General features: G+C 44.7%; 18 protein-coding genes. 5 read left to right on the top strand and 13 right to left on the bottom strand.

Annotated elements, in window-relative coordinates; genetic code table 11:
• Positions 1–115 precede the first annotated feature (115 nt).
• From QUF19_RS09250 to QUF19_RS09265, 4 genes are all read left to right on the top strand, one after another.
• A complete protein-coding gene (locus tag QUF19_RS09250; RefSeq protein ID WP_434784906.1) occupies positions 116–1,423 on the top strand; it encodes a TolC family outer membrane protein in 1,308 nt (435 codons plus the stop codon).
• Positions 1,423–2,040: an OmpA family protein gene (locus tag QUF19_RS09255; RefSeq protein WP_286291707.1), complete on the top strand. Its 618-nt coding sequence runs from the start codon at positions 1,423–1,425 to the stop codon at positions 2,038–2,040. The genes QUF19_RS09250 and QUF19_RS09255 overlap by 1 nt, the downstream gene beginning before the upstream one ends.
• Positions 2,041–2,176: 136 nt before the next feature.
• Positions 2,177–2,527, top strand: coding sequence for a DUF2750 domain-containing protein (locus QUF19_RS09260; protein WP_010438559.1), 351 nt, complete (start codon positions 2,177–2,179; stop codon positions 2,525–2,527).
• Positions 2,528–2,690: 163 nt separating this feature from the next.
• On the top strand, positions 2,691–4,724 hold the full coding sequence (locus tag QUF19_RS09265) for a tetratricopeptide repeat-containing diguanylate cyclase (RefSeq protein ID WP_286291758.1): 2,034 nt from the start codon (positions 2,691–2,693) through the stop codon (positions 4,722–4,724).
• On the opposite strand, the gene queC is transcribed toward QUF19_RS09265, so the two are convergent.
• Complete coding sequence (gene queC / locus QUF19_RS09270; protein WP_102277915.1) at positions 4,684–5,379, bottom strand: 7-cyano-7-deazaguanine synthase QueC; 696 nt, start codon at positions 5,377–5,379, stop codon at positions 4,684–4,686. The genes QUF19_RS09265 and queC overlap by 41 nt on opposite strands.
• A gap of 60 nt (positions 5,380–5,439) precedes the next feature.
• Positions 5,440–6,108, bottom strand: coding sequence for a 7-carboxy-7-deazaguanine synthase QueE (gene queE / locus QUF19_RS09275; RefSeq protein ID WP_353505913.1), 669 nt, complete (start codon positions 6,106–6,108; stop codon positions 5,440–5,442).
• A 184-nt stretch (positions 6,109–6,292) separates the two neighbouring features.
• On the opposite strand from queE, the gene QUF19_RS09280 reads away from it, so the two are divergent.
• Positions 6,293–7,102, top strand: coding sequence for a Cof-type HAD-IIB family hydrolase (locus QUF19_RS09280; RefSeq protein ID WP_286291768.1), 810 nt, complete (start codon positions 6,293–6,295; stop codon positions 7,100–7,102).
• A 105-nt stretch (positions 7,103–7,207) separates the two neighbouring features.
• On the opposite strand, the gene QUF19_RS09285 is transcribed toward QUF19_RS09280, so the two are convergent.
• The 11 genes from QUF19_RS09285 to QUF19_RS09335 all read right to left on the bottom strand — a co-directional run bounded on the left by QUF19_RS09285 (position 7,208) and on the right by QUF19_RS09335 (position 23,251).
• Positions 7,208–8,620, bottom strand: coding sequence for a bifunctional NUDIX hydrolase/phosphatase PAP2 family protein (locus tag QUF19_RS09285; RefSeq protein ID WP_286291770.1), 1,413 nt, complete (start codon positions 8,618–8,620; stop codon positions 7,208–7,210).
• Between the two features lie 84 nt (positions 8,621–8,704).
• A complete protein-coding gene (locus tag QUF19_RS09290) occupies positions 8,705–9,184 on the bottom strand; it encodes a GNAT family N-acetyltransferase (RefSeq protein WP_017106725.1) in 480 nt (159 codons plus the stop codon).
• 189 nt (positions 9,185–9,373) lie between these two features.
• The gene (locus QUF19_RS09295) at positions 9,374–9,775 is read right to left on the bottom strand and encodes a YMGG-like glycine zipper-containing protein (RefSeq protein WP_102436085.1); all 402 of its coding nucleotides are present in this window, start codon (positions 9,773–9,775) and stop codon (positions 9,374–9,376) included.
• A 236-nt stretch (positions 9,776–10,011) separates the two neighbouring features.
• A complete protein-coding gene (locus QUF19_RS09300; protein ID WP_286291789.1) occupies positions 10,012–10,467 on the bottom strand; it encodes a hypothetical protein in 456 nt (151 codons plus the stop codon).
• Between the two features lie 167 nt (positions 10,468–10,634).
• Positions 10,635–12,539 (bottom strand): propionyl-CoA synthetase, encoded by a 1,905-nt coding sequence (locus tag QUF19_RS09305; RefSeq protein WP_286291791.1) that lies wholly within the window; start codon positions 12,537–12,539, stop codon positions 10,635–10,637.
• A gap of 117 nt (positions 12,540–12,656) precedes the next feature.
• Positions 12,657–13,829 (bottom strand): 2-methylaconitate cis-trans isomerase PrpF, encoded by a 1,173-nt coding sequence (prpF, locus tag QUF19_RS09310; protein WP_286291793.1) that lies wholly within the window; start codon positions 13,827–13,829, stop codon positions 12,657–12,659.
• Between the two features lie 9 nt (positions 13,830–13,838).
• Entirely contained in the window at positions 13,839–16,475 is a 2,637-nt protein-coding gene (gene acnD / locus QUF19_RS09315; RefSeq protein ID WP_286291794.1) for a Fe/S-dependent 2-methylisocitrate dehydratase AcnD, read from the bottom strand.
• 101 nt (positions 16,476–16,576) lie between these two features.
• Positions 16,577–17,791, bottom strand: coding sequence for a bifunctional 2-methylcitrate synthase/citrate synthase (gene prpC / locus QUF19_RS09320; RefSeq protein ID WP_286291795.1), 1,215 nt, complete (start codon positions 17,789–17,791; stop codon positions 16,577–16,579).
• A 146-nt stretch (positions 17,792–17,937) separates the two neighbouring features.
• Complete coding sequence (prpB, locus tag QUF19_RS09325; RefSeq protein ID WP_017100223.1) at positions 17,938–18,834, bottom strand: methylisocitrate lyase; 897 nt, start codon at positions 18,832–18,834, stop codon at positions 17,938–17,940.
• A gap of 100 nt (positions 18,835–18,934) precedes the next feature.
• Complete coding sequence (locus QUF19_RS09330) at positions 18,935–19,654, bottom strand: GntR family transcriptional regulator (RefSeq protein WP_286298860.1); 720 nt, start codon at positions 19,652–19,654, stop codon at positions 18,935–18,937.
• A 423-nt stretch (positions 19,655–20,077) separates the two neighbouring features.
• Positions 20,078–23,251 (bottom strand): HD domain-containing phosphohydrolase, encoded by a 3,174-nt coding sequence (locus QUF19_RS09335; protein ID WP_286291803.1) that lies wholly within the window; start codon positions 23,249–23,251, stop codon positions 20,078–20,080.
• Between the last annotated feature and the right edge of the window lie 166 nt (positions 23,252–23,417).

The raw sequence follows: 23,417 nt of genomic DNA on the forward strand, positions 1-23,417 counted from the left end.
ACCATTTGCGAACGCCAGCTTAGCGATCGTAATTTTTTTGGCGGTTCATCTAAATTTCGTATATAACATCACGAATTCAAGATTTAGATGCGAGCTAACTTTAGGGAGATGCACATTGAATAGGCTTCAAAAGACAATATTAGGGTTAGCTATAGCACTGAGTTTACCGACTAAAGCCCAGACCTTAGAGCAAGCCGTTGCGTTTACTTTAGAAAGTAACCCTGAAATTAAAAGTGCTTATAATGAATACGTCAGTAAGCGCTATCTTAATGACGCTTCTGGTGGTGCTTACCGTCCAAGTATAGACTTAGATGGCGGTATTGGTTATGAGCATACTGACCTTGCGACCAATTCAGACACAACAGACCTTACTCGAAAAGAAGCCACTATTACCCTTACTCAGCTTATCTGGGATGGAGCTAACACCTCGAATGATATTGATCGTACCGCAGCCGATGCCGAATCTGTTCGCTATCAGTTGCTTTCCAATGCGCAAGATATCGCGTTAGAAGTAACCAAGGTTTACCTCGACGCTGTAAAGGCCTATGAAGTACTTTCTCTTTCTGAAAACAACCTAGCCACGCATAAAGAGATATACAGCGACATTCGTAAACGTGTCGAATCAGGTATTGGTTCAACAGCAGATATGTCACAGGTAGAAGCTCGTATAGCAAAAGCACACGGTAATTTACTTGCGGCGCAAAACAACCTTTTTGACACTCATACACAATTCAAAAGGCTTGTTGGTCAATCTCCACTAGGGTTAACCTTCCCTCGAGCAGATTCGGGCGCTATCCCTTACACGGTTGATGGAGCATTAGCAAAAGCGTTTAACCAACACCCTGTGATAAAGATTGCACAAGCCGATGTAGACTCAGCGAAATTTCAGTACAAACAATCTAAGAGCACCAACTACCCAACTGTTTCTTTTGAAGCAGCTCAAACCTGGCGCGATGATGCCGGTGGCACTCCAGGCAGCAGTGACGAATTTTCTGCGATGGTTCGTTTAAGATACAACCTTTACAACGGTGGTTCAGACCAAGACCGCGCAGAAAGTGCCGCTTATCAACTAAACAAAGCGAAAGACCTCCGTGAAAGCACCTACCGCAATGTAGAAGAGAGCTTGCGTCTTTCATGGAGCGCGCTGGATTTAACCGTTCAACAAAAAGAGTTCTTATCTGACCACGTAGACTCGGCATCAGACACGGTAATCTCGTATGAGAAACAATACCGCATCGGTAAACGTACTCTCCTCGATTTACTTAACACCGAGAATGAACTATTCGAGGCCCGTAAGGGCTATCTGGATGCCAAATACGATGAACAATACGCGAAATACCGAGTAATGAATGCAACAGGAAACCTGTTAACAGGGTTACGCGTCGAAACCCCTCAAGAATGGAATGAAAAGGTAGAATATTAATGAAGCTGATTAAGACTGTATTTCCGCTTTGCCTCATGATTGTCTCTGCCAACGTTTTAGCTGAAACAAGCAATGAAGAATTTGAATATCGAGCTCTTCCAGACATCACGCAAATTTATGATCTCGAAGATGATGATAATGACGGCGTAATTAACGCTCGAGATTTATGTCCAGATACTCAAATTGGCGCTGAGATAGATAACGACGGTTGTGGTTCATATTTCGAGTCATCAGAGAAAAAAGAGCTTCACATACTCTTCGCCAATAACTCTACGGAAATTAACCCTGCCTTTCTTAGTCAGATACGCCAGATGGCAGCATTTTTAAAGCGTTACGAGGGCACGACAATTGAATTGCAAGGCTATGCCAGTAAAGTGGGTAATGCCGAACATAATTTAAAGCTATCAAAAGACCGTGCATCACACGTAAGACGTGCGCTTATCAGCAATGGCATTCAACCGTCTAGAGTGAACATCGTCGGTCACGGTGATTCTGATTTTAGTAGTGATGACACCCAAATCAATCACGCATTACATCGGAAAGTTGTCGCTTCTGTTGCAGGATTTAAAGGTAACATTAAAGAAGAGTGGCACATCTTCACCAAAATAAAAAAGTAGCTTCTACACTACTTTCACCATACTGAATCGCTATCTTAAGTTAACGTTTCAGTATGGTGATAATTCCTTGAATAGCATGTACCTAAGCCGTCTATAATGTTAATCTTGCCTCGTTATCAACATAGAGAATTAATCCATGAGCAAACTAACAGCTGATACTCAAGCAAATCTAGAACTTTTCGTTTCTGAAACACAAGAAACTAAACTGGTATGGGGCCTTCGCAATGAAGAAGGTTGGCTAGCATGTGACTCAAGTGAATTCGAAAGCAGCGAAGTGATGCCTTTTTGGTCTTCAAAAGAAGATGCTCAGACTCACAACGTTGAAGAGTGGGCTGACTTTGAAGTATTAGAAATTCCACTAGATATCTTTGTAGAAGATTGGTTACTGACTCTTGCTGAAGACGGCGTTCTTGTTGGTACTAACTGGAATGCAACACTAGAAGGCAAAGAACTTGAGCCTTCTGACCTAGCGAAATTATACATCTAATTTCCAATATCGGTCGTGCGAATGCGTACGGCCGATATGCCTTTGATAAATCGAAATAAATTAGAGACCTCCCTCGCACAAACTCCGACTTACACCACCCGAAATTTGAACCAAGATCAAATTAATCATAGAATATCGTTCTTTATCTGATTGATAGTCTCTTGTGATTCACTCCGTTTTTATTACCTTTCTGCTTTTCATTAGTTTTAATTCTTACAGCCAAGTCTCAACGTTAGATCGTGACCACAATTCATCAATCTATGCCTCCAATTTAGACGTCAATGCGACTCCAAATGCTGATTGGAACGCACTTTATCTCTCCACTTTAAATCATTCTCCTGAGCGCGCATTAAACATGCTGCAAACACGTTATATGAGCTCAACAGCATACGGAGATAAGCTTTACTTAGCGTCCCTTCTGTATCAATACATGAGCCACCGCGATCAGCCATTCTATGGGACAACTTCAAACGACAGTGAATACCAAGTAATAGAAGAAGCGTTTATTTTTGCTTTGATGAAAGACGGCCAAGGCCAATATAACGAAGCGCAACAAGGTTTTTTGACCCTACTGGCTAAAATGCAATCGCGCAGTGATTTGACTGGAAGAGCGCTATTAAAATACCAGCTATGTCGTTCTCTCAACGAACAAGCAAAATACCATCGAGCAAACTATTATTGCTCCGCGCTTCAATCGGACTTACACGACATCGCAGACCCAGTGTTGCCTAAGTTTGGCACTTATCGAGTCATCGCCAACAATCACCATTTTCGTAGCGACTATCAAGCGGCGTTAAGCACCTACCTCGCACTGATAAACGTGTTCCCACAAGGGCATGATATTTCGGGGATCTATAACGATGTGGGTAATTTGCTCAAAGAGCTAAAACAATACGATAAATCAGCGCAGTACCTAGAAGAAGCGCTCGAACTAAGAGCCGACTCTTCAGATTTGATGAAAGCTCAAGTCCATCATAGCTTGGCTGACTTATATCTTAGTCAAGGTCAAAGCGACCTAGCGATTACCCACTTTAAGCAAGCCAAAGTACTGTTGAGTACCTCATCCCATAACTACGGTATCGCTCTGACAAACCTTGGTTTAGGAAAAGCCTACACACAAACCAACGACTATGATTTGGCGAGAGACTATTTAGTCGAGTCTCTATCCGACTCCAACGCACTAAACAACGATGTCATTCGCATCAACGCGTACTTAGCGATCAGCGACATGTTCGAAGAAAGAAAACTAACGCAGGAAGCGCTCAATTATGCACAGCAAGCTTTAGAGTTGGCCGAGCAAGTCACAAGGCATAAGTACATTGCCCAAGCCCTTCTTCAACTTTCTGACATTCATCAAGCATTGAGCGATTACCAACAGGCGTTTTATTTTTACCAACGATACTCGTCGATACAGATGGAAGCACGAGACATCGATAATCGATTAGCCTTTGAAGCACTAGACCTGACTCACGCTAAGTATGAGCAACAACTAGAAAGCTCGTTCTTGGCCAATCAAACACGAATTGACCGCTTTCAAATCGAGAAAATGGAACACCAGCGATTGATGTACAACATCCTTATCATTTTATTGCTGTGTACTGCGAGCTTTACGATATTGGTGAACAAAACGGTTCGTGCGAAAGCGGCTGTTGACGCAATGACAAAAGCGTACGGCCGCACCGAAATAATACGAAGAATCAAACGAGTAAAACGCTGTAAAGGCGCGTATAAACAACACGTTCTGGTTTTGCTAGACCTTGATAAGTTCAAGAAGATAAATGACGAATATGGCCACCCTACTGGTGATCGAGCACTGGTCCATATCAGTGAGCAAATTAGAAAGCACTTAATGAGTGATGAATTGTTTGGCCGCTTAGGCGGTGAAGAGTTTCTTATCATGCTGACCGACACTAAACCTTCTGAAGTACGAGAGCGTGTTGAAGAGTTGCACTACGCAATATCAAGCACTGTCTTCTTATCAGAAAGCAAAAAGCCACTTAATGTAACCGCGAGTTTTGCTTATCTAGCAACCTCAAACGCATTAAGTGACTTTGATGACTTGTACTCGGTTCTTGACCAAGCACTTTATCAAGCGAAGAGTAATGGCCGAAACTGCATCATCGATGCTTATAACGACCCGATTGACTTACCTGATGTTATTTATTCTCAGCCTGCTTGCGAACCAACTCAGCCATAATACCCTTGCGATCACCTAGGTAATCGTTAAGGCCAACTTTTCTTAGTTCACATGCAGGGCAATCACCACAACCGTCGCCGATGATGCCGTTGTAGCAAGTCAGGGTTTTATTGCGAACAAGCTCAAGTGCTGAATATTGGTCGGCCATCGCCCATGTTTCAGCTTTGTTCAGCCACATCAATGGGGTTTTGATATCAAGCTTCTTGTCCATGCCCTGTACAAGCGCAGAATTCATCGCTTTTACAAAATCATTGCGACAATCAGGATAGCCAGAGAAATCTGTTTCACACACACCAGTAATCACAGTTTCAGCTCCGATTTGGTACGCGTAAATACCGGCCAGTGTTAAGAAAAGAATATTACGACCAGGAACGAACGAGTTTGGCAATCCATTCTCTTGTAGCTCGTGTGATACAGGAATATCGTCACGAGTCAGAGAGCTGATCGCCAGTTCATTCAACAGCGTCACATCCATCACTTTATGCGCTTTCACACCAAGCTCTTTTGATAATGACTCAGCCACTTCAATCTCTAATTTGTGGCGCTGGCCATAATCAAACGTGATCGCATGAACTTCATCATACTCTTTTAATGCTTGAACAAGACACGTTGTTGAGTCTTGACCACCACTGAATACTACAACTGCTTTTTTCATCTTAAATCCTTACGAAAATCTTCTACTAGCGACTTATCTAGGCCAGTAAACAAATGCAACCTACGCGATGCTCAAATACTTGTGAGTTTGGATTGATAAGCGCCAATTGCGCTCAATGCAGGTATCAATACAAAGCTGCGTCGCTCGATCTTTTTGGCTGATTGGTTGTAATGCGATAACAGTTTCACCCGAAACATCCGCTCGCTCTAATAAACCATCTAGCTGATCGATGTCTTTTCCGGTTCCTACTGGATGCTTAATCTCGTTAGCGCGTTGTAAGGCACTATCTAAGATTTCCAGTTTCGCTTTCATTGCCACTTTTGGTGACACCGTAACCCACGTATCACTTGTTGCTTTGACTTCTGATGTTCCGCTGGTCTCAATCTGACAACGACAACCGTGTTGCTCAAATGCTTCAGTAAGAGGGACAAGATCATAAATGCACGGCTCACCACCGGTAATCACAATGTGCTTAGCCGTGTAACCTTGCTTGATGTATTCATTCACGATTCCTTGAGCATCAATCGCAGACCAAGTTGGTGAATCCTCTGTCTTAACCATAATATCGCCAAGGCTAGTTTCATCTTCAGGTAACGCTTCCCACGTCTGTTTGGTGTCACACCAAGAACAGCCTACTGGGCAAATTTGTAGACGAACAAAAACAGCAGGAACGCCGGTAAATACGCCCTCGCCCTGAATGGTTTCAAACATTTCATTAATCTTGTACAACTTACCCTCAGCTCAATCATTTGATGAAATTAATCAACCGCAGACCTTAAAGCACTTGCCGCTTTTGGTCAAACAAATGAGTACTGATAAATGAGTTGATCAAAGCCCTAGCCTGAACTTTCAAGTTCCCTTATCCTTTCGCCCATTAGATTTCGTTAGCTTTTATTTTTTAGTAAGGAACAACATGTACAAACTGATTGCTCTTGATATGGACGGCACACTGCTCAACAGTGAAAAAGTGATTTCTCAAGAGAACAAAGATGCGATTGCCAAAGCACGTGCTGCAGGTGTGAAAGTGGTTCTGGCTTCTGGTCGTCCTTTAGAAGGCATGCAGAGTAAGTTAGACGAGCTTTCGATCAACGGCGAAGATGACTTTGTGCTCTTCTACAACGGCTCTATGGTTCAAAACGTCTCTACAAAAGAACTCATTCATAGCGAAATCAGCCATGGTAAAGCCGCGAAAGAGATCGCAGCACTAGCTGAACAGCTTGGTGGTTATGTTCATGCATTCAGCAAGATTCATGGCTTAATCACGCCTGAAAACAATGAGTACACCGCTATTGAAGCGCGTATTAACGGCTTAGAGATTACCGAGTTCGACTTTTCTCAACTAGAAGACGACCACGAAATCATCAAAACTATGATTGTTGCTGAGCCAAGCAAACTCACCGAAATCATCAGCAAGTTGCCACAAGAGCTTAAGACTCAGTTTACTATCGTGCAAAGTGCACCATTCTTCTTAGAGTTCTTAAACCCAAATTCAAACAAGGGTGTGGGTATTGAGGCTATTGCTAAACATTTGGGGATTACTGCGGAAGAAGTGATCTGCATGGGCGATGCTGAAAACGATCACCATATGCTTGAATACGCGGGCATGGGTATTGCGATGGAAAACGCGATGGAAGAAACCAAGAAGCTTGCTGATTACATTACAGCAAGCAATGACGAGCACGGTGTAGCTGTCGCGATTGAAAAGTTTATCTTCAACTCGTAAGCACTAGATAGAGCCCTTTGCTTTATCTGTCTCATCCTAAAATACATTGATATAAAGAAGGCTGTGCATTGCACAGCCTTCTTTTTACATGAGTCGTTCCACTTATTATTGTCTAGCCCAAGGCAGACGAAATGCCACGACACCGAACAAAATCAAGATTGGAAAACGTAAGGTCTCAACAATAAAGGAAGCGATACCACTAAATGAGACAAAGCTGCCTGCCCAACTGATCAACAAATTGCCAACAAGTAACATCACAATAACCCCAACTACGATCTTAAATGAGAACTGACCCACCAAAGGTTTTGAGTCCGTTAACGTCACTAAACATGCAATCGTCATCAAAATCGCCAACCAAAAAGTGAATGTCGGTAGTGGCCAGATAACAGTCAGCACAACCGACATCAAGCATAAGCCCCACCACACAGCTTTAGAACTTAGTAATACACTAATATCAACATCAGGTTTCGCGTCTAATCTCACGATATGCCACGTCGCTAATGCGCCCATAACGCCGCCCATCAGTACGTCACTAAAGAATGCACTGCCAGAGTATGACTTAAACAGCATGATCCAAAGCAGACCAAAGACCACCAGCGCGAGCGATTTTTGATCAAACAAACGCTTTAGCTTCCAAAGAACTAACAAAGTTAAGCTAACCCACAAGGCGGCTAACAGACTTGGAAAGCTATACCCGCTACTCATTACCAATTTCAATGTTGGAAGGTAGGCATGCGGACGTGGAAACCCAAACCCTTGATGAGCAATTAAAGTCAGCAGAGTCACTGATATTAGCGTGAAACCAAATTTCAATGCGAAATTACGGCCAAAATGCCAAGCGACTAGCGGCAAGATCACGATAAAGATCCACGGCTTTGCTAATAAGTCTGTCAAAAGTACCGTATTAGCAAAAACATTCGGCAGGTTGTCGAACGTGTTTTGAAGTGAAACAATCCCGTTCAATTCTACTTGATGAACTTTAGGCGCTGCGCCCACCAGCTCAGTCACGTAAGTCACAGGCTGATTTGTCGCGGATAAAAAGAATTCGTTAATCTCAGACCATTGCTCTGGGTAACGATATTGGTTTGCTTCCAATTCGGTTGGCGGCAATAACATCGCGCGACTCACTTCCACTCCATAATGAGGAGCGAACCAAATTGGTAGCTCAAAGCCACCTAACTCATTTCGAGCTTGGTAGCTGATTACTTCAGAATCAGAAATACAATCATACACAACGGCACTGTCGGTATAACCCAATACATCACCGACCGTGACTGACAAACCCGCCTCTTCCCATGTTTCACGTTGCGCAGCCACCGCTGGCGGTTCACCAGAAACAACGGTACCACCCGGCAAAGATAAATGACCTGTGATCAATTCATCAACCAACACGATTTGGTTATCAGCACGTACTACACACAAAGCGCCCGCGATATGATCAGGCAAGGTGTTGTTAGCCCAAGCGGAAGTAGCACTCAAAAGAGACAAAATAAAAGCTAATAGATATCGAATAACCAACGAATTTACCTAAAAATAAGAGAAGAAAGAGAAGACTGCTAATGCATCGAGCCTATTGTAATCAAACCCACACAAAATCGCTGTCTATGTTTTGTTCAAAGCCTTTCTCATCCATTGAATGTGAGGTGTGAACCCCATTTTTTGATAGAAGTCCTTGGCAGGTGAATTAAAGTCCCAAACCTCGACAAAAACCTGGGTGACACCATAGTCTTCAAAAGTAGATTCAACGCGATTAAACAACATTTGAGCCACATCCGCTTTTCGGTATTCTGGCAACACAAAAAGCTCATCGACACTGCCCATCTGAACCGGTTTACTCACGGTAGAAATAAGCTCACAAAAATGTCCCGAGATGAAGCCAACAATCAGCTCGCCCTTTAATGCCACATACACCAAGCACTCAGGATCATCTAAGTATCGTGCAATACTCTTTTCCTGTTCTATCTCTTCCGCCGTTTTAAAATGTTCAGGACACGCAATATGATGATGGTGGTGAAGATCAAACATCAACTCATTCAGTTGCTCTAGATCGGTGTGCTTTGCAGCCCTTAAGGTGACATTCATGACAAGTACGCTTCTCAAACCTAATTGATAATTAAACTGAGTCTAGTTTACTTGCAGTGAGTATCTATACAAGTTATTGAATTAATTCGTTGTTTGAACTGCGTGTTTTAGATGCAAAAATGGCCACATAGAGTGACCATTTTTTTTGATTTGGATTGAACCGATGAAACGTGTATCGACGCTCTCGCTTTATGCGCCGTTGTCTTCTTTCTCTTCATTGAGTTCAGCAAGCTGTTGTTCCAGTTCAATAAGCTTAATTTCCGCTTCCACTTCGGCAACTCGCTTTTCAGCGTCAGTACGATTATCTTGCGCTAAGCCGTCTGCCGTCACTTGGGTTCGCTGAGCATTTCGCGCGTCATCCGTATCTTTCATAGAACCCGCAACACCCCCAGTCACGCCACCTAACGCAGCACCCTTAACAGCTAAGCTTGCGTCTCCAGTCAGCGCACCCGCTGTCGCTCCTATTAAAGCACCGCCTATTGCACCACGGTTACGCGCTGCGTTTTCATTTTCGTTGTCAGTTGCAGGCGATGCACAACCAGAAAGAGTCACAATCAGTGTCGCTAAAAGGAAAGGTTTAGTGAATGTCATAGGAGTCTCGCTTAGTTCTTCGTTTGGAATGAAGCCATCTTAAATAGAACCGTTAGCGAGATAAATAAAGCCAAGTTTAGACGATACATAATGTTCAGCTATGTATCATTCAACCAACACATCATTAGAGGATGACATATATCACTTGATTGAACTCTGCCCATCAAAAATGAAACAGCGAAAAAACAAAAAGCGACCAATAAGGTCGCCTCAATAACTCTTCTCTCTATAGCTTTTTAGTTCAACTTAGCCTTGGACCAAAAATTCTGCATATCGGCTGCGCTAACAGGTGGCCTTACACCGCAATCCCGATAATGGTTTTTATCACCTATACCCAGTATCTTGCCATTTGCCTCGTCAATCATAGCGGCAACTTGAACACCGTCTCCTTGATGGCGAGTCAGCACCACAATTTCGCCAGCTCTTTGTGACTTCACCGCACCCAAAATTTGATACTCGTAGCGGCCTTTTCTTGAATTGACGATCATCTTGGAGTTAATTGGATCAGCATCATACCCTACGCCAATATCAAACACGGCTTGGTACAAATCGACACCTGTCTTGGAGACGCATTTAAATATCTTGGGATAGCTCAAAGGCTCTAGTAATGTCCGACTCGCTTCATCCTTTGAAATACTGGCATTCGCAACGCCACTAACAAGTAAAGCAATCAACAAAAAGTAAGCTCGCATAAAAAGACCTCATTATTGGTATTTCATAATGAGGCCATAGTAAATGCGATGAATGGTGAGATGAATAAAGCCGAGTTTAGATAAAGCATCACGCCTAGTTATGCTTCAATAATCCAGAACAAGCTCAATCTAAACCACCACACCAAAGCCAAAGTTCAACCTAGCGTTTACTTGCCGAGCTTTTCGGCAATTTCCGTTAAGCTTGTTGGATCATCAATCGTTGAAGGCACCACATATTGCTCACCTTCTGCGATTTGTCGGATGGTTCTGCGTAAGATCTTACCGGAGCGCGTCTTAGGCAGTCTCTCAACCACCAAAGCTTGCTTAAAGCATGCAACCGCCCCAATCTCGTTACGAACCTTACCCACCAACTCAGCTTGCAGTTCAATGCCATCGACTTTCACGCCATCTTTTAGCACGACCAAACCGAGTGGCAGTTGTCCTTTCAAGTCGTCGTGAATACCCACAACAGCACATTCGGCAATCGCTGGGTGACCACCAACGATCTCTTCCATTTCACCAGTAGACAATCGATGCCCAGCAACGTTAATCACATCATCAATACGCCCCATGATAAATAGGTAACCATCTTCATCGAGATAACCACCGTCACCAGAAACATAATAACCCGGGAACTGACTCAAATAGCCGGATTCAAACCGATCATGATTGCGCCATACCGTGGGTAAACAACCTGGTGGCAACGGTCTTTTGAGTGCCACAAAACCTTGTTGATTCGTTTGTGCGATTTCACCCAACTCATTGAGGATCTCAACTTGATAACCCGGTACAGGTTTGGTTGAAGAACCCGCTTTCACAGGCAAAGACTCAAGTCCTGTAGGATTTGCAGAGATAGCCCACCCCGTCTCCGTTTGCCACCAGTGGTCAATAACTGGTTTGCTGGTATGAGATTCAACCCAATCCAATGTTGGCGGGTCTAAGCGCTCTCCCGCCATAAAAATCGACTTGAGCGATGATAAGTCATACTTGGTGAGCAACTCGCCTTCAGGATCTTCTTTCTTGATTGCTCTAAACGCTGTTGGCGCGGAAAACAACACATCGACGTTGTACTCTTCGCACACACGCCAGAATGCCCCTGGATCTGGCGTTCTGACAGGCTTACCTTCAAACAGAATCGTAGTACAGCCATGAATCAGTGGCGCATAAACAATATAGGAATGCCCAACGACCCAACCGACATCAGAGGCCGCCCAAAACACGCCGTCTTGTGGCATATCGTAAATAGTGCTCATCGAATACTTCATGGCAACTGCATGGCCGCCATTATCACGGACAACACCTTTGGGTTTACCTGTCGTACCCGAGGTATACAAAATGTATAACGGGTCTGTCGCCAGAACGGGCACACACTCATGAGGCTCAGCGCCTGCAACGCCTTGTTGCCAATGCAAATCACGTTCGTTGTTTAACTCTGCAAGGCATTGCTCTCTTTGGAACACTACTACTTTTTCAGGCTTCCAGCGGCTATCCATGATTGCGCGGTCAACCATCGGTTTATACGGTAGAACTTTGTTGATTTCGATACCACATGAGGCGGTAATCAAGACTTTGGGTTCAGCATCTTCAATTCGTACTGCAAGCTCGTGGGGCGCAAATCCGCCGAACACCACAGAGTGCACCGCACCTAACCGAGCACAGGCTAACATTGCCATGGTTGCTTCAGGAATCATTGGCATGTAGATAACCACACGATCGCCTTTGGTTACGCCCTGTTCTGCCAACATACCAGCGGTCTTAGCCACTTGTTCGCGTAGCTCATTGTAAGTGTAAGACGACTTGATGCTTGTAACGGGCGAGTCGTAAATCAGCGCGACCCTATCACCACGGTCATGTTCACAATGATAATCCAACGCTAACCAGCAGGTATTCATTACCCCATCAGGAAACCATCGTTCAATGCCATTATCGTCCGTTTGTAAAATTGTTTTTGGTGGTTCAAACCAATCTATCGCTTGTGATTGTGTTTCCCAGAACGAATTTGGGTCTTCCCTCGCCCATTGATACTCGGTGATGTAATCTGTTTTTCTAGTCATTCGATTCGTAGCAGACATAGTGCCTCCTCCATGATTTATCCATTTGTCCAAGCGCCTAGCTTTTGGCCGTTCACTTGGGTGCACTCTTTTCTCAGCGTTGTGTTCGTGAGCATCTAACCGTTCACGACAATCGCTTTACTTAGGAAAAGGCACACGGATGGCACCTTCCATGATCACTCGGGCACTACGACTCATTATCGCCCTTTCTATTTTCCAACCGCTTTCCGTCTGCAGAGCTTTAGCACCCACCTTTAAGGTTCCTGATGGATGACCAAAAGTCACAAAATCACGGGAACCCTCACCGGCTGCTAAGTTTACTAACGTACCCGGAACACTCGCTGCTGAAGCAATGGCGACTGCAGCTGTGCCCATCATGGCGTGATGCAGCTGCCCCATAGACAAAGCTCGCACCAGAAGATCGGTATCGTCAGCTGAAACCGATTTACCACTTGAAGCTTGATACGCTTGGGGCTTAGCAACAAACGCAACTTTAGGTGTGTGTTGGCGTAATTCCGCTTCTTCTAAGGAATCGATAAGCCCCATTGCAACTGCGCCATGTGCTCGGATGGATTCAAACAGTGCCAAGGCTTTTGCATCGCTGTTGATATCCGATTGAAGTTCAGTACCTTGATAGCCCACAGATTCAGCAACAACAAAAATAGTCGGTATACCGGCGTTAATGTACGTCGCTTTAATACAGCCCAGCTCAGGAACATCTAAGAAATCGACAACATTCCCTGTTGGAAACATAGAACCACTCGCGTCTGCTGGGTCTAGGAAATCAACTTGGATCTCAGCGGCGGGAAAAGTGACACCATCGAGTTCAAAATCTCCCAACTCTTGAACTTCACCATTAACGATAGGCACGTGAACAATGATGGTTTTTTCTATATTCACTTGCCATACTCGGACCTCGACCACACCATTTTCTGGAATACGGTTTGAATCGACTAAGCCACTATGAATAGCAAATGGACCAACCGCTGCTGATAGGTTTCCGCAGTTACCACTCCAATCGACAAACGGCTTGTCTATCGCAACTTGCCCAAAGAGGTAATCAACATCGTGATCGGCTCTATTGCTCTTCGAAACAATCACGGTTTTACTGGTACTGGATGTTGCGCCTCCCATACCGTCGGTTTGTTTACCATAAGGATCTGGGCTGCCAATCACACGCAGAAGTAATGCATCTCTCGCTTCTCCAGCAACTTGTGCTGAATCAGGCAAGTCATTCAACTTGAAGAAGACACCTTTACTCGTTCCTCCCCGCATATAGGTTGCAGGCACTTTTATCTGTTTAGTGTTCATTACAAGCTCCTACTGGGCGAGAAAGTCTTTGGCGAAACGTTGCAACACGCCACCAGCGCTATACACGTTCACTTCGTCTGCGGTATCTAGTCTGCAGGTTACTGGCACATCAAGCTTTTCACCGTTTTTACGAGTGATCACTAAAGCCAAATCAGAACCTGCTTGGATGTCACCGTAAACGTCGTAAAGCTCGGTGCCGTCTAACTCTAAAGTATTTCGATCCGTTCCCGCTTTGAATTGCAGAGGCAACACGCCCATACCGACTAAGTTGGTTCTGTGGATTCGTTCAAACCCTTCTGCCACAATTACTTCAACACCTGCTAAGCGCACCCCTTTGGCTGCCCAGTCACGTGATGAACCTTGTCCATAATCCGCACCCGCCACGACAATCAAAGGCTGTTTACGGTTCATGTAGGTTTCTATCGCTTCCCACATTCGCGTAACTTGACCTTCGGGTTCAACTCTTGCTAGTGAACCTTGCACGACTTCTCCAGCGTCCTTCACCATTTCGTTAAACAGCTTAGGGTTGGCGAATGTTGCTCGTTGCGCGGTTAAGTGATCACCTCGATGGGTCGCGTAAGAGTTAAAGTCCTCTTCCGGCACTTCCATTTTCGCCAAGTACTCACCTGCTGCACTCGAAGCGAGAATCGCATTTGATGGCGATAAGTGATCGGTGGTGATGTTGTCACCCAGAACTGCTAAAGGTCTCATCCCTGAAAGGCTTCGCTCTCCCGCAAGAGCCCCTTCCCAATAAGGTGGTCTGCGTATATAGGTACTTTGAGGTCGCCAGTCATAAAGCGGTTCAGAAGTCACCAGCTCTTCGTCTGGCTGGAACATTTTTACGTAGATTTGTTGGAATTGCTGAGGCTTAACATGCTCACCGACAACCGCATCAATTTCTGCATCACTTGGCCACAAATCACTTAAATAGATTGGTTGGCCGTTATTGTCTGTACCTAGGCTGTCTTTTTCGATATCAAAGCGAATCGTACCCGCTAAAGCATAAGCAACCACCAATGGCGGTGACGCTAAAAACGCTTGTTTAGCATAGGGATGGATTCGACCATCGAAGTTTCGATTCCCAGATAACACAGCGGTTGAATACAGGTCGCGGTCGATGATCTCTTGTTGGATTTTAGGATCCAACGCCCCACTCATTCCGTTACAGGTAGTGCACGCATAGCCGACGATACCGAAGCCTAATTGTTCAAGTTCAGGAAGCAAACCTGCAGACTCAAGATATAACTTGGCAACTTTTGAGCCTGGAGCGAATGACGTTTTCACCCACGGCTTTCGAACTAATCCAAGCTGATTGGCTTTCTTAGCGACCAAAGCAGCGGCGACGACATTTCTTGGGTTACTGGTATTAGTACAAGAGGTAATCGCAGCAATGATCACGGCGCCATCTGGCATTTGGTCGTCGGAATATTGTTCAGCGTGTTGCTCTTTCCAAGAAGCTTGACTGATCCCTTGCTTGGCAAGTTCGCTGGTTGGTAAACGGCGATGAGGATTGGATGGCCCTGCAAGGTTGCGTTCAACTTTAGACAAATCAAACTCCAGCACACGTTCGTATTGGGCAGACTCTAAGTCATCAGCCCAAAGCCCAGTTTGCTTGGCGTAACGCTCTACCAATTCAACCTGTTCAGGCTCTCGCCCTGTAAGCTTGAGATATTGAATGGTCTGTTCATCGATATAGAACATACCCGCAGTCGCGCCATATTCTGGTGTCATGTTAGATATGGTTGCGCGGTCGCCAATGGTCAGTGCACGTGCGCCTTCGCCAAAGAATTCCAAGTAACTTGAGACAACCCTTTCATTGCGAAGAAACTCAGTAATTGCGAGCACGATATCCGTTGCGGTTATCCCTTCTTGTCTCTGACCGGTAAGTTTAACGCCCACAATATCAGGTAAACGCATCATAGACGGACGACCGAGCATCACAGTCTCAGCTTCCAAACCACCTACACCTATTGCAATAACACCCAGAGCATCAACATGAGGAGTATGACTGTCGGTGCCGACACAGGTATCGGGAAACGCGATACCCTCTTTGGATTGAATCACCGGAGACATTTTCTCCAAGTTAATCTGGTGCATAATTCCATTACCCGCAGGAATCACACTCACGTTTTTAAACGCGGTTTTACACCATTCAATAAAGTGAAAACGGTCTTCGTTTCGACGCTCTTCAATGGCGCGGTTTTTGTCAAACGCTTCGCTATCAAAGCCTGCGTGTTCCACTGCCAGAGAGTGATCAACAATCAATTGAGTTTCGACTACTGGGTTTACCTTGGCAGGGTCTCCGCCTTGGTCGGCAATCGCGTCTCGTAATCCAGCCAAATCAACCAAGGCTGTTTGACCAAGAATGTCATGACACACCACTCGCGCAGGGTACCAAGGAAAATCTAAGTCACTCTTGCGTTCAATTATCTGTTTTAAGCTATCTTCAAGCGTTTCAGGGGCACAGCGTCTTACCAATTGTTCCGCCAATACTCGCGACGTATACGGCAAGGTTTTATAGCTGCCCGGAGATATCGATTCTATCGCTTCGCAAGCGTCGAAATACTCTAAATGAGTACCGGGTAAAGGCTTACGGTACTGATTTAGTTCAAGGTTCTGGGTCCGTTCAATTTTCACATCAGACATACATCCACCATTATCTGTTAGATTCTATTCGTTGTTTCTTGAGGCCTTGTCATATGAAGACGGAAGTCACCTCAAGACATAAGTCGGCTCGTTATAGAGGGCTAACGTAGATGAATAGGTAGCCAGTCTTGATGCTCTGGGCCTGTGTAGTCTGCGCTTGGACGAATGATGCGATTGTTTTCTCTTTGTTCGAACACGTGCGCCGTCCAACCTGTGAGGCGGCTCATCACAAAAATTGGCGTGAACAGTTTGGTTGGGATATCCATGAAGTGATAAGCCGATGCATGGAAGAAGTCAGCGTTACAAAACAAGCCTTTCTCTCGCTTCATAACGGCTTCAACGCGCTCAGACACGGCATAAAGCTGTTCATCACCCACCTCTTGGGCAAGCTCTTTTGACCAGCGTTTGATTAAGGCGTTTCGTGGGTCGCTTTCACGATAAATGGCATGACCGAAGCCCATGATTTTGTCTTTATTAGCAAGCATCTTCATGATGTTCGCTTCAGCTTCATCGGCAGTTTTCCAATCTTGGATCATTTCCATCGCGGCTTCATTTGCACCGCCATGCAAAGGACCTCTCAATGTTCCGATCGCCGCTGTAACGCACGAATGAATATCCGACAAGGTTGAAGCACAAACACGAGCAGCAAAGGTTGAAGCGTTAAACTCATGTTCCGCGTAAAGGGTGAGCGAACAGTGCATCACCTTCTTATGGAGTTCACTTGGCGCCTTGTCTGTAAGCATCTTCAAGAAGTAGCCACCTAAACACTCTTCACTTTGATCTTCAGTATCAATTCGCACACCATCATGGCTAAAGCGGTACCAATAACAAATAATGGCAGGGAAAAGCGCAAGCATGCGTTCGGTCGCAGACAGTTGTTCAGAAAAGTCAGATTCTTGCTCTAAATTACCTAGCATTGAACACCCCGTTCTCATCACATCCATAGGATGAGCATCAGCAGGGATCAGTTCTAAGGCCGCTTTCAATGGCTGAGGTAAACCACGCAGGCCAACTAACAAGGCTTTGTATTCATCGAGCTCTTTTTCAGTGGGTAAGTGACCTCTTAGTAACAGGTGAGCCACTTCTTCAAACTGAGCGTGATTGGCAAGGTCAGTAATATCATAGCCACGATAAGTTAAACCCGTTCCTGACTGGCCTACGGTACATAGCGCGGTGGTTCCAGCACTTTGGCCACGTAGCCCTGCACCACCAATCGCAGGTGTACCGGTTGGTTTCGCGCTTTCATTCTTGTCTACGTTATTGTTCGCCTTTGACGCATTGTCGACAGTTGCTTTATCACTCAAAGATACAGACATGTTGAACTCCTTTTCTTTGTTAGCCGCCTGCACTCTTTGGTGCTGACTATTTATATGTCCGACGCTTTTAAAAATCGGAACTGGATATGGCGACTAACCATTTCACGTTATTGGATTAAGTTGATTTTTATTAATTGAACTGAGATTTATTCTTCACTCGAAAACAACTGATCAAGCTTGTTCTCGTAATCGTGGTAATTCAGGTGTTCGTACAGCTCTTTACGGGTTTGCATTGAATCCAACAGAGCTTCCTGATTGCCTTCAACTAACAAGTGTTTGTATACATTTTCCGCGGCTTTGTTCATCGCACGGAATGCACTCAATGGATAAAGCACCATGTCGACACTTGATTGGGCTAGTTCGTTACAGTTGTAAAGTGGCGTTTGCCCAAACTCGGTGATGTTGGCCAAGATAGGCACATGCTTACCCGTTGCTGATTTCAGCGCCGCCGAGAACTTCACGTATTGGTCGAGCTGATTCATCGCTTCAGGGAAGATCATGTCCGCACCCGCTTCAACACACGCAATAGCTCGCTCAATCGCACTGTCTATTCCTTCAACCGCCAATGCATCCGTACGAGCCATAATTACAAAGCTTTCGTCAGTTCTGGCATCGGTTGCCGCTTTCACTCTATCGACCATCTCTTGCTGACTAACAATTGCTTTATTTGGACGGTGACCACAGCGTTTCTGAGCCACCTGATCTTCCATGTGAATTGCCGCTGCTCCCGCCTTTTCCATCGCGCGAATCGTACGTGCGATATTGAACGCGCCACCGAAACCCGTGTCGATATCCACCAGCAAGGGCAAATCACACGCATTGGTAATACGTTCAACATCCACCAACACATCGTTTAGTGTGGTGATGCCTAAATCAGGCAAACCATAAGACGCATTGGCGATGCCTCCACCAGACAAATAAATGGCCTGATGACCCAAGTTCTTTGCCATCATCGCGCAGTACGGATTCACCGTGCCGACGATCTGTAGTGGATCGTTGTCTTGCACAGCTTGTCGGAACTTTGCTCCTGCTGATAACTTCATAATGACGCTCCCTGTTAATTGTTTGTTTTTATCTAACTTTTATAACTACTGATGTTTAGCTTTCGCCAACGCAGATCCGCAGGCCAATATCAGTCGCCTTTTAATCAAGATCTTTGGATTGAATTTGTTGCTCTATAAGCAGCCGACTGCCCGAGATGTGTCTTCGCATTAGCATTTCTGCTAGCTCTTCATCACGGTTACGAATCGCTTGTAGGATGTATTTGTGTTCATCAAGCGCCTCTTTTGGTCGAGACTGTGCTCTAGGCGATTGGTAGCGATACATGCGTAATAAGTGATAAAGCTCATCACACAGCAGAGAAATGAGTTTGCTATTGCGGCTGGCTTTAATGATTCGATAATGGAAATCGAAATCCCCATGTTGGTGGAAGTAGGAAGAACCTTCGACTTCATCGATGTGCTTCGAATGTGTCGACAATAACCCTTCAAGCCCAATCAACTCTTCTTGCGTGATGTGTCTCGCCGCTAATCGAGCCGCCATGCCTTCTAATGCCTCTCGCACCGCGTAAAGCTCAAATAATTTGTCAGCCGAAAAGGTAATAACTCGCGCGCCAACATGAGGAATGCGTTCAATAAGCCCTAGCCCTTCAACCCTCATTATCGCTTCACGTAATGGCCCTCGACTTACCTCGAAGCGTTTAGCTAGCTCAGGTTCCGAGATCTTACTGCCCGGAGGTAATTCACCGTTAACAATCGCCTCGACTAAGTATTCAGTTAGGCTTTCAGACTTGGTGTTTTCTTTATCGCCCACACGAGTTTTCGTGTTTGCACTTAAGGTGAGATCTTTTATCGCAGTATTCATATTCACGCTGCTCACTTCTGATTGTTGAACCTTAATTGTCAACAATTCCATAACATGAACATAAAATACACGATTAAATTGTCGACAATCAAGTAAATTGTCGACAATTTAGACTAAGGTAGTATTTTTATTAATCGGTAGAGAAGTAGTAAAACGAAGCAATGAAAGACAATAAATACATGTTATTAAACAAATTAATCCATGAAAGAGCATACCAAACCCTTGCCTACACTAAATTACTCGAAAACAATGTGTCGACAACCTTAGACTCAACTTACCAAACGCAGATCCATCAATGATCTCAACTAGAATATAGGTATCAGCATCCCTCATCTCCGTTTAACTCCAAACCACAGGTATAAAAAAGGCGCACTGATGTGCGCCTTTCATTCATCGAACTCGTTCTAACCAGCCAACCTTTGGTCAAGCAACCTGACGAGTGACCTCGAGGTATTTATTGATGTCGACAAAATCAATCTGTTCCGGTTTGAGATACTCTTCGGCATAACGAACATGCGTACCACTGGTCAAGAACAATCTAAACAGTTCAATATCAATATGCTCATCCAGCGCCATTTTGTGCATGATGTCGACAGCGACACTAATTGGCTTCGCTTTCTTGTAAGGTCGATCGGCAGCGGTTAACGCCTCAAAGATATCTGATATCACCAGAATGCGTTCTGGGATTGAAAGGTCGTCACCAGTCAACTTCCTTGGATAGCCTGTACCTTTAAGGGTTTCGTGGTGAGTTGACGCATAGCGAGGCACGCGGCTTAACTCTTTCGGGAATGGTAGGTTTTCAAGCATCTTGATGGTGCCAAGCATGTGCTCATTTATCTTGAACCTGTCTTCAGCGGTCAATGTGCCTCGTGCAATACTCAGGTTATAAACTTCCCCTAGATTGTATAAGTGCTCAGGAACGTCCATTTTAATCTGATATTTTGGGTCAAATTCTAATGGTCTATCTCTTTTCACTATATGCTCCGGCTTATCACTCAGAAGCGGCTCTGTCGCAGGCAAGCTTGAACTCGATGCCCTATTCATCGCTTCAATTGGCGATAGGCCGAGTTGATCGTCGAAATTACGCGTCCAAGTCGTTTCAGCAATAGAACGAATACGTTCGACCTTATCATCACTCATGAATTCACCACCCACGTTCGATGTCGCGATAAACTCAAAGTCATCTTGTAGTTGTTGCTTCGTCGCTGCGAGATCATCGGTTATCTGCTGCGTGGGTAGCTTTCCTTCAAGTTGTTTTCTCAACGCTGTAATTTCAGCATCACGCCAAAGTACTTCAAATCGCGTCCTCACCTCGTGAATTCGGTTGTAGTTCGCTTCTAGCTTCGAACCTTTATCGACGATGTGCTCAGGTGTCGTGATCTTGCCACAATCATGAAGCCAAGCTGCAATTCTAAACTCACGGCGCTCATCATCATTCTCAAACTTAAAGTCTTTGAAGTGCTCAGATTGTGATTGTTCAGCCGCGTCAGCCAGCATCAAACCCAGTTCTGGCACACGATTACAATGCCCTGCCGTATAAGCGGATTTATCATCGATCGCTTGAGCGATAAGCTTGATAAACGACTCAACAAACGCCTCTTGAGTTTGCTCATGTTGCTTGAGTTCTGTCGACATCTCCTTGACTGCAACCGACAACTCCCATATTTCCTTAATTCGAGTATCCAGCACGGTCACGCTGTCATAATCACGCAGTTTAATCTTACTCGTCTCTGCTTTTAATTGACGAATAGGACGGACAATAGGCGCACCAAAGATCCAAGCTACAGGTAAGGTTAGGCTCATCAAAAGCACGGTCACGCCAATAGAGGTCGCCACTCGCTTGTTCACCGCACTGTAAATTTCCGCTTCTGGTATCGCTACTGCAAAATATTCAGAGTACTGCTCGCCCGTCTCAATCTTTTTCAGATATAAACGCTTAGCTTCACCATTGAGCACAATCTTAACCATTTCGCCTTCGGTGGTCGCTGTCGCAGTTCTATCATAAAGCTCCGTATAAGGAATAGTTGTGCCTGTATTTAGAGCCGGATGTTGAAACCACTTTTGCGATAGTGCGGCTTTCTGTTCATCCGTTAATGCATTTATGGCTTGGTTGATGATTGGTAACAGCTGTTGATGTTTATTCTGTAGCACAATGTGGAACTGATTTGGATAGCTCGCTTTCAAGTCCGAGAGCGCATCATTAACTTTGAGGTTTGCATGGAAAAACTTATCCAAAGAAAACGACAGTACGGGCTTAGCGTCCAGTACAGCGAAATATTCGCCATTCTCAACGGCATCCAATGCCGATTCCATGTCGGAAAACTCAACAAGATCGATATTTGGGAAGTCTGTTCTCAACTGAGGGGTAATCGACCACCCTGATAGAATCGCAACTTTTTCACCTTCAAGATCAGCGTAATTTGATAGGGTTTGAACGTCACCTCGAGTGACAACAGAGAAAGGCAGTTCATAGATAGCGTCAGTGTATAAACCTTTAACACCATTGCTTTCGTAGTTCTGAATCGAATGTAGGCCATCAATGCTTCCTTCATGAAACTTGCCGGTTAACTCCGCCCACGAAAAACCATTCACAAATTCAAACCTAACCCCGCTCATCTCACTGATCATTTTTAAGAGATCAATCGCGTAGCCGTGTGGTTCCCCAGATACAGAGAAATCCATCGGCCCCCAATCATTTTGATTAGAGAACAACAAAGGCGGTGTTTTTTCTATGATGGCTTGTTGCTCAGAAGACCAATTGATTTCACTAGCCTGAGGAAGTACTTGTGTCGTTTCAATATCGCGGTTAGACGCAATAATGTTGCCGGATTTGGAATATAAGAAAGATTCAACCTGACTGTCTTCATCAAGGTCCAACGCGCTCGCAGATAACTTACTTGCCAGAGATGACAAGACAATATCTATGCCTATCACATGTTGTGTATCACCAGCAGCTTTTGATTCGAAGGCTAAAGAATAGGTTTGTCCGGTGATCTGGAGATGTTGGAAAAGGTAAGGCTGCGTTTTTTCAACCGTCTCTGTATTTGCGGATACGTACCAAGGCCTTGTCGTCGGAAAGTAATTGCTCGGTTCTGTCTTTGACTCTCTGAGGTTAAACTCAAGGTCATAGTATTTAGTCGTGCGGATACGGCCGGCTTCTTTGTCACTGATCTCAATCACAACCCAGCGATCTGAGCGATCAGCACCGATTTTATCTCTAACAAACGGAGAAGATTCCAGATTAATAATTTGGAAGAAACGTTCGTTAGAAGAACCTATATAGATACTGTAAAACAGCGGATTATCTTTTATCGCTTCAGAGAGGATTCCACGCGACTCTTCTCGAGAGATTTGATGGCTAATAGAACGATGCACTGAAGAGAGTAAACGAGCAGTATTTATCGCGTCGGAATCGACGTTACCGATATAGTCGCTTAAGTCCTGAGATACCATGGTCAACTTCGACAAGGTATGCTCCGTCGCCATTTTTTTACTGAAGTAATATTGAAGTGAAACCGCAACAATCGCCGTCAGTACCGTTGCAAGCAAAAACATCCCTCCAACGGTAAACCGTAACGAGATTTTTGTGTTCGTCATTATTCTATCCTTGAATAACCACTAGCCCAGAAATGTAACATGCTAGCAATATTTATATTATTACTACGGCATACTATCTCTAGCAACACATTATTCTATATATTATTTAAGATCTCCCTATATCCCCCTCTGCGTCGCAATAACCTCGTATTTAAATGACATTTAA

Origin of the sequence: Vibrio sp. FE10 (genome assembly GCF_030297155.1) — a bacterium.
In the GTDB taxonomy this organism is placed as follows: domain Bacteria; phylum Pseudomonadota; class Gammaproteobacteria; order Enterobacterales; family Vibrionaceae; genus Vibrio; species Vibrio apostichopi.